Source organism: Globicatella sp. HMSC072A10 (assembly GCF_001811625.1).
In the GTDB taxonomy this organism is placed as follows: Bacteria; Bacillota; Bacilli; order Lactobacillales; family Aerococcaceae; genus Globicatella; species Globicatella sanguinis.
Genome location: NZ_KV805728.1, coordinates 21,810 through 28,741, shown reverse-complemented (window position 1 = coordinate 28,741; position 6,932 = coordinate 21,810). Strand labels below are relative to the sequence as shown.

General features: G+C 34.3%; 8 protein-coding genes and 1 riboswitch. Of the genes, 1 reads left to right on the top strand and 7 read right to left on the bottom strand.

The window, feature by feature from the left end; genetic code table 11:
• Window positions 1-491: 491 nt before the first annotated feature.
• The 7 genes from HMPREF2811_RS05990 to HMPREF2811_RS05960 all read right to left on the bottom strand — a co-directional run bounded on the left by HMPREF2811_RS05990 (window position 492) and on the right by HMPREF2811_RS05960 (window position 6,123).
• Entirely contained in the window at window positions 492-1,349 is an 858-nt protein-coding gene (locus tag HMPREF2811_RS05990; RefSeq protein ID WP_071408540.1) for a DUF1129 domain-containing protein, read from the bottom strand.
• Between the two features lie 14 nt (window positions 1,350-1,363).
• Window positions 1,364-2,464 (bottom strand): redox-regulated ATPase YchF, encoded by a 1,101-nt coding sequence (gene ychF / locus HMPREF2811_RS05985; RefSeq protein ID WP_071408539.1) that lies wholly within the window; start codon window positions 2,462-2,464, stop codon window positions 1,364-1,366.
• A 15-nt stretch (window positions 2,465-2,479) separates the two neighbouring features.
• The gene (locus tag HMPREF2811_RS05980; protein ID WP_066126163.1) at window positions 2,480-2,689 is read right to left on the bottom strand and encodes a DUF951 domain-containing protein; all 210 of its coding nucleotides are present in this window, start codon (window positions 2,687-2,689) and stop codon (window positions 2,480-2,482) included.
• A 9-nt stretch (window positions 2,690-2,698) separates the two neighbouring features.
• Complete coding sequence (locus HMPREF2811_RS05975; RefSeq protein WP_071408538.1) at window positions 2,699-3,583, bottom strand: ParB/RepB/Spo0J family partition protein; 885 nt, start codon at window positions 3,581-3,583, stop codon at window positions 2,699-2,701.
• Window positions 3,576-4,337, bottom strand: coding sequence for a ParA family protein (locus HMPREF2811_RS05970; protein ID WP_066126161.1), 762 nt, complete (start codon window positions 4,335-4,337; stop codon window positions 3,576-3,578). Before HMPREF2811_RS05970 ends, HMPREF2811_RS05975 begins: the two co-directional genes overlap by 8 nt.
• Before the next feature lie 15 nt (window positions 4,338-4,352).
• Window positions 4,353-5,072, bottom strand: coding sequence for a 16S rRNA (guanine(527)-N(7))-methyltransferase RsmG (rsmG, locus tag HMPREF2811_RS05965; RefSeq protein WP_071408537.1), 720 nt, complete (start codon window positions 5,070-5,072; stop codon window positions 4,353-4,355).
• A 298-nt stretch (window positions 5,073-5,370) separates the two neighbouring features.
• The gene (locus HMPREF2811_RS05960) at window positions 5,371-6,123 is read right to left on the bottom strand and encodes an NADPH-dependent oxidoreductase (RefSeq protein WP_071408536.1); all 753 of its coding nucleotides are present in this window, start codon (window positions 6,121-6,123) and stop codon (window positions 5,371-5,373) included.
• Between the two features lie 121 nt (window positions 6,124-6,244).
• A riboswitch (THF riboswitch) is annotated at window positions 6,245-6,336 on the top strand.
• Window positions 6,337-6,370: 34 nt separating this feature from the next.
• Here HMPREF2811_RS05960 and HMPREF2811_RS05955 point away from each other — a divergent pair.
• Window positions 6,371-6,910: a folate family ECF transporter S component gene (locus tag HMPREF2811_RS05955; protein WP_071408535.1), complete on the top strand. Its 540-nt coding sequence runs from the start codon at window positions 6,371-6,373 to the stop codon at window positions 6,908-6,910.
• The last annotated feature ends 22 nt before the right edge of the window (window positions 6,911-6,932 follow it).

Sequence of the window (6,932 nt, the reverse complement as noted above, 5' to 3'; positions counted from 1 at the left end):
CAGATTGAGACCACTCAACCACTGCGCTTTTAGTTAATGAGCAATAATTTAATTGGAGTTTTTAAGTTTATGTATAACCTCTTAAAATCCGCCATTTGATGCTACTCAACCACTGCGCTTTTTATTTAATAACAATAACTTAATTGAGTCTACTAAATTTTTCTTTAACCTCTTTAAGACGCAGATTGAAACCACTCAACCACTGGGTTTATAACTTAAAAAGTGGAATGCAAACGACATTATTATAGTTTTTTCCAAGTTTCCTGGAATCCTATGTTATCTTATCGATACTATCATCAATTATTTTGAACTATTTAAAGTAATCAGAAAGTAAATATCATTCATCACGCGTTTGTATGTCCATTCCACTCAAGTTAATCTTTAAGAATAATTGACAGTTTATACTTCTCACACAACCCACTACACATAAATGACAAAATGAGACCAAGCAAAAACTTCTGGTTCTACTTAGTCTCATCATTCACGCGTAATTAGAATACGCCACCTTTAATATTTAATACTTTTTTAATGTAGAATCGTGCTACCATAGTAACGGCACCTATTATTAATAAGGCAACAGGTGGTAAAATAGGATTAATGATACTTGGCGCAAAGGCTGTTACTAAACTGACTGCAGCCACCCAACTGATCATTGCTAAAGTTGACATTCCAAAATATTTAAAATATCCTTTTTCTCCCTTAGGTGCATCAGGTTTTGGTAAATTTCTTGCAATTAATAACATTGCAAAACCAGCTACAATATAATTCACAATTAAAGTTAATAAGCCAATCCCAGTAATACTTGGAGTTTTAGAAGTCATCAATGATAAACCGGTCATTAAGGTATAAATTGATCCTAATAATAAGGCACCGTCAAGCCCAATTTTCCAAGGTTCAGATGGTGTATTATCATCAACTTTTTCAGTTGGAAAATGTTGTTGCTTAATAATTTCAACACATTCGGTTGGCGTTCCATACAAATGTTTCGCAGTTTGTCCGGTTTTTTGGCCTTGAATTAAAGTATCCGCAATTTCATTAATAACTGCTTTAAAAGTAGTTCCTTCCTTATCGATACTTTCCAATTGTTTTTCAACAGATAATAAATATTGTTGATTTTTCTTAGTCATCTGATTAAATGTAGCTAAGTTTATCCCCGGAATGATGGATGATTGCTTTTCATCGTTATCTGCTAATTGTTCTTTATAATCTGATGATAACTCACCATTTTGTTGAACTTCTTCCTTTGCTGCTGCTGGCTCTAACTCTGCCTGGGAGGTGCTTTCACTAATTGCTTCTGCTACATTTTCTTTCATTTCAGATTCTGAATTTTGATTTAATTTTTCTGTCATCGATTCTTCCTCCATTATACGTTAAAGCGGAAAAGCATAATATCGCCATCTTGGACTACATATTCTTTACCTTCCGAACGATATTTACCTGCTTCACGTGCTTTTGCGACACTTTGATATGACATTAAATCATCGTAAGATAATGTTTCTGCACGGATAAAACCACGTTCAAAATCAGAATGAATAATGCCTGCTGCTTGTGGGGCTTTCATTCCAACTTTAAAAGTCCAGGCTCTTACTTCTTGCTCACCTGCTGTAAAATAGGTTGCTAATCCTAATAAACTATAGGCTTTTTTAATTAGACGATCTAAACCAGACTCAGTCATACCATAATCTTCTAAGAAAATTTGTTTTTCTTCATCATCTAGTTCCGCGATTTCTTCTTCTAATCGAGCACAAACCGGTACGACTTCAGCGCCTTGAGTTTTAGCTAATGCCATTACTTGTGCTAAATATGGATTACCAGTAGGATCGGCTACTTCATCCTCACCTATATTTGCGACATATAACATTTTTTTGCGCGTCAATAAAAAGAGGTTACGGACATAAGGTAATTGTTCATCATAAAATTCAACGGTATTAGCCAATTGATTGTTTTCTAATGCCTCTTTTAATTTTTCTAAAACTTCCATTTCAGCTACGGCATCTTTATCTTTTGTTTTGGCAATTTTAGCTACTCGAGCCATTCTCTTTTCAACGGTATCTAAGTCAGCAAAAATTAATTCTAAATTAATGGTTTCAATATCGGAAATCGGATCGACTTTTCCAGATACATGTGTAATATTGCCATCATCAAAACAACGAACTACTTGACAGATAGCATCTACTTGACGGATATGACTTAAAAATTTATTACCTAAGCCTTCGCCCTTACTTGCTCCTTTAACAATCCCGGCAATATCTGTAAATTCAAATGTTGTCGGAACGGTTTTCTTAGGGCGTACTAATTTAGTAATATCGTTCAAACGATGATCAGGCACTTCTACCATCCCCACATTTGGTTCAATAGTAGCAAAGGGATAATTTGCAGCTTCTACTCCCGCTTTTGTAATTGCATTAAATAAGGTTGATTTACCGACGTTTGGTAATCCAACGATTCCAGCTGTTAAAGCCATTCTTTCACTCTCTTTCTATTCACTCACTTGTTCTTCATGTTTTTGAAGAATTTTTTTCATTTTTTTCTCAAAATCTCGTCGTGTCATCGTAACAATATGTCCACAATGTTCACATTTGATACGAATATCCATGCCCATACGAATTATTTGCCAACGATTTGTTTGACAAGCATGTGGTTTGCGCATTTCAACGATATCTAGTTTATCATATACTTTATTTTCCATTCAATGCTCCTATAAATGAATATTTAATAAATCTAAAATTCTGATTAAATCGGACTGAGATAAAAATTCAATTTCTATTTTACCACGGTCTCCTTTTTGATGCACAGTAGCTGCAGTCCCAAAATATTCTTGCATTCTTTCTTCTACTGCTAAAATATGTGTTGGCTTACTTGCAGGCTTGTTTTTCTCATCTTTTTTTTCAGGTTCATCTTTTTTTTCATTTAAACTTTGAACCAATTCTTCTAATTGTCTCACCGTTAACTGATCTTTTACTACTTTCTCTGCAATAGCTACCACTTTACTCTTATCCTTTAAAGCGAGTAATGTTCTGGCTTGTCCCATAGAAAGTGAATTATCATTTAACAATTCTTTTACTGTTTCTGGTAGTGCTAATAGACGTAAATAATTGGCTATATAGGGACGACTTTTACCCATTCTTTCTGCAACTTCAGCTTGTGTTAATTTCAATTTTTCCATTAATACATTATAAGCTTCTGCTTCTTCCATTGGACTGAGGTCTTCACGTTGTAAGTTTTCCAAAACAGCAATTTCAATCATTTGTTCTTCATCAATTTGACGAACAATAGCAGGTATTGTCTCTTTACCAGCTAATTGGCTAGCGCGAACTCTTCGTTCACCTGCAATCAATTCATAGCCTTTAATAGTTGAACGACGTACTATAATCGGTTGAAATACACCGGACTGTTTGATTGAATCTGCTAATTCTTGTAAAGCTTTCTCATCAAAATTTTTACGAGGTTGATAAGGATTGCTACGAATATCGGAAACTTTTAATTCAACTACTACTTCATTATCATTAGGTGTTTCTTCAAAAGTTGAAAACAAGGCATCCATTCCACGGCCTAACCCGCCTTTTTTAGCTTTATTAGCCATTTGCTAAAACCTCCTTTGCTAATTCAGTATACATCTCTGCTCCTCTTGAACGTGGATCATAGTCAATGATTGATTGTCCATAAGAGGGTGCTTCTGATAAACGAATATTTCTTGAAATAATGGTATTATATACTTTTTCTTGGAAATATTTTTTGACTTCTTCAACCACTTCATACCCTAGATTTGTGCGCGCATCTAACATTGTCAGTAAAACACCTTCAATACGAAAATCTGGATTATAACTGCGTTGCACTAAACGAATCGTATTGAGTAACTGGCTTAAGCCTTCTAATGCATAATATTCAGCTTGTACAGGTATTAATATCGTATCACTTGCTGTAAAGGCATTGATCGATAATTGACCAAGGGAAGGCGGGCAATCTACCAATATATAATCATATTGATCACGAAGTGGTTCGACCGCATTTTTTAATCTTGATTCACGGTTGGGAACACTCGCGAGTTCTAATTCTGCTGCTGCTAATTGAATGGTTGAAGGCACTATATACAGTCCTGCTCTAGAGGTTGGAAGAACACATGATTCCATTGGGATTTCATCGACTAATATCTCGTAAAGACTATTAATAACATCTGCTCGCTCTACTCCTAACCCACTGGTAGCATTTCCTTGGGAGTCTGAGTCAATAATCAAAACTTTTTTCCCTAATGCAGCTAAAGCTGCTCCTAAGTTTACGGTAGTAGTTGTCTTACCAACTCCACCTTTTTGATTACCCACTGCAATCATTTTTCCCATTATGTATTTCCTCCTTTATTTAATTGGTTGTTTCAATGGTTTTCCTGGCTTTCTTGGATATTTCTTCGGCGTCTCCAAGGTTTTTCTTATTTTAATAAAGGTTCTTTCACTCTCTTCAAAAGGCAAAATATCCTCTACAACTGTTTCTAATTTAGCCCCTAAAACAGAAATGGCTTTTTGAGCTTCTTGTAATTCAGTATCCGATTTGGCCGCTTTTAATGCAATAAAATAGCCACCTTTTTTTACTAATGGTAAACAAAATTCTGATAGCACATTCAATGAAGCGACTGCTCTAGCTGTTGCGATATCAAATTGTCCTCTAAAATCAGGATTTTGACCAAAATCTTCGGCTCTACCATGTAAAGCTTTAACGTTTTCTAAACCGAGTTGTTCTGTTAGGATTTTTAAAAAATTAATTCGTTTGTTCAAAGAATCAATAATCGTAATGTCGAGCTCAGGCTTAATAATTTTCAACGGTATACTTGGAAAACCGGCGCCTGCTCCGACATCTACTAGCTTAATTTGATAATCTGCTAATGGCATTTCCCAAAGTACCATAATACTATCAAAAAAATGTTTGAGGTAGACCTCTTCTTTTTCGGTAATCGCTGTTAAATTAATTTTTTCATTCCACTCAACTAATAATTGATAATATGTTTCAAATTGGTTAATTTGAGTAGGTGTTAATTCAATCCCTTTTTCCTTTAGCATCGTGATAAATAATTCTTGGTTCATCAAAATAACCCCTCTCTTTTCGTGAAACATTTTATGTTCCACACCATTATAACTTTAACTGAAATCAAGATGAATATCAACCTCTTTATTTTATCTATATTCATTTTATATTTAACCGTCTCATTATTTGAAAGACAACTTAACTCTATATTCAAATATCGATTATTGATACTGCAAAAAAGAGTCAACCATCTGCAGTCATATACAGAGAAGGCGTACGTTTTAATGATTGAAACTACAAAAATAGAGAGCCAGTCATCGTTAAAACCCTTACTGACTCTCTCATGATGTAATCTTTCTATTCAAGATTCAATTGATACCCTTGTCTTTGAACAACACGTAATAATTCTGCTCTTAATTTTGGTGCGGATTGGTATTTGGCTACCACTTGATTGGTAAAACTATCTACTCTGCGATTTTTATCACGAGTATCGTAATATTCTTGCATTTGTTGATCATAAGCCGCTAAATCAGCTACTATATTCTCTCGATGTGGATACCCATTTTCACCTAATTTTAGATTAAGATTCATTCTTGGTTTTAATTGTGGTTCATCATCTGGATAACCAAATCCTAGTCCTAATATAGGAAAAGTTAATTCTGGTAAATTAAATAAATTAACAACTGCTTGCGCATCATTTAAAATACTACCAAAATAAACAGCCCCCATACCTAACGCTTCAATAGCATTGGTAGCATTTTGGGCTGCTAAATAACTATCGGCTGCTCCTTGAAAAAAAAAGTCCATCGAACGATAACTTTCTCCTTGATATCCTTTTGCTTTGGCAATGGTAGCATTACGATAGTTATCAATCACAAAAATGAATAATTCTGGTACTTTTGCAATATAGGCTTGTTTAGTGATTTCAGCTAACTTAGCGCGCTTTTCTTGATCAGTTACCCTAATAATTGAAAAGGCTTGTAATGCATTACTACTAGCCGTCTGATTGATAACTTCTAAAATAGTATTCAATTGTGCTGGCGCTACTTGCTTATCTTTAAAAAAACGAATCGTCCGATGGTTTAATTGCTTTTTAATCATTTCATTCATAATCTTCACCTCATAAAATCAGTGTAAACTCTCTCAACATTAACTGTCAACTACAAGCGCTCCCCTATACTTATAATGTTTTTAATGGTATATTACTTGTATCAGTCATCAAAAATACTATAACAGAGTAGAGAAATTGCGTTAAGTGCTAACAGATGGAATGTTGCTGATAGACGAAGAGTATACTCGCGGTAATTTCTCGCATTCGCTGCTTAATTGTAGCTCTCTGTCTCAAAGGAGAGTTTTTATGGAAAAAATATTTAACAATAAGCGACATCAATTGTCTGCTTTTCAAATTTCACTCTTAGGAATTATTTTAGGCTTAAGAATTGCATTGGGATTTTTACCATCAGTGAAAATTGAACCTTTTGTTCAAATTGGTTTTGGTTTCATTGGTGCTGGTTTATCGGGAATTCTATTTGGTCCATGGTACGCACTGATTATTGGGATTTTTAACGATATTATTGGTGCCCTCTTGACCGGCCAGAACTTCTTTTTTGGTTACACACTTAGTGCAGCCTTAGGAGGTTTCATTTATGGTTATGGTTTTTGGCGTCAAAAGATTACTTTAAAACGAGTCTTTTTAGTAGTGCTTGTTATTACTTTATTCGTAAATTTAGGTCTTGGTTCTTTATGGGTTCGAATGATGACTGGCAAAGCTTGGGAAGTATTCATGGGAATGCGTATTATAAAAAATACTATTTCTTTATTTTTAAACACCGCTATCCTTTATACCCTTTTTACCCATTCAATCATTAAGAAATATATTCAACAATATCAATTTTAACAACCTATCTGATGACTGATTA

Bases quoted from the DNA above. Each gene is read 5' to 3' on its own strand.
- HMPREF2811_RS05980 (WP_066126163.1), bottom strand. From the start codon at position 2,689: ATGGAAAATAAAGTATATGATAAACTAGATATCGTTGAAATGCGCAAA.
- HMPREF2811_RS05975 (WP_071408538.1), bottom strand. From the start codon at position 3,583: ATGGCTAATAAAGCTAAAAAAGGCGGGTTAGGCCGTGGAATGGATGCC.
- ychF (WP_071408539.1), bottom strand. From the start codon at position 2,464: ATGGCTTTAACAGCTGGAATCGTTGGATTACCAAACGTCGGTAAATCA.
- rsmG (WP_071408537.1), bottom strand. From the start codon at position 5,072: ATGAACCAAGAATTATTTATCACGATGCTAAAGGAAAAAGGGATTGAA.
- HMPREF2811_RS05960 (WP_071408536.1), bottom strand. From the start codon at position 6,123: ATGAATGAAATGATTAAAAAGCAATTAAACCATCGGACGATTCGTTTT.
- HMPREF2811_RS05970 (WP_066126161.1), bottom strand. From the start codon at position 4,337: ATGGGAAAAATGATTGCAGTGGGTAATCAAAAAGGTGGAGTTGGTAAG.
- HMPREF2811_RS05990 (WP_071408540.1), bottom strand. From the start codon at position 1,349: ATGACAGAAAAATTAAATCAAAATTCAGAATCTGAAATGAAAGAAAAT.
- HMPREF2811_RS05955 (WP_071408535.1), top strand. From the start codon at position 6,371: ATGGAAAAAATATTTAACAATAAGCGACATCAATTGTCTGCTTTTCAA.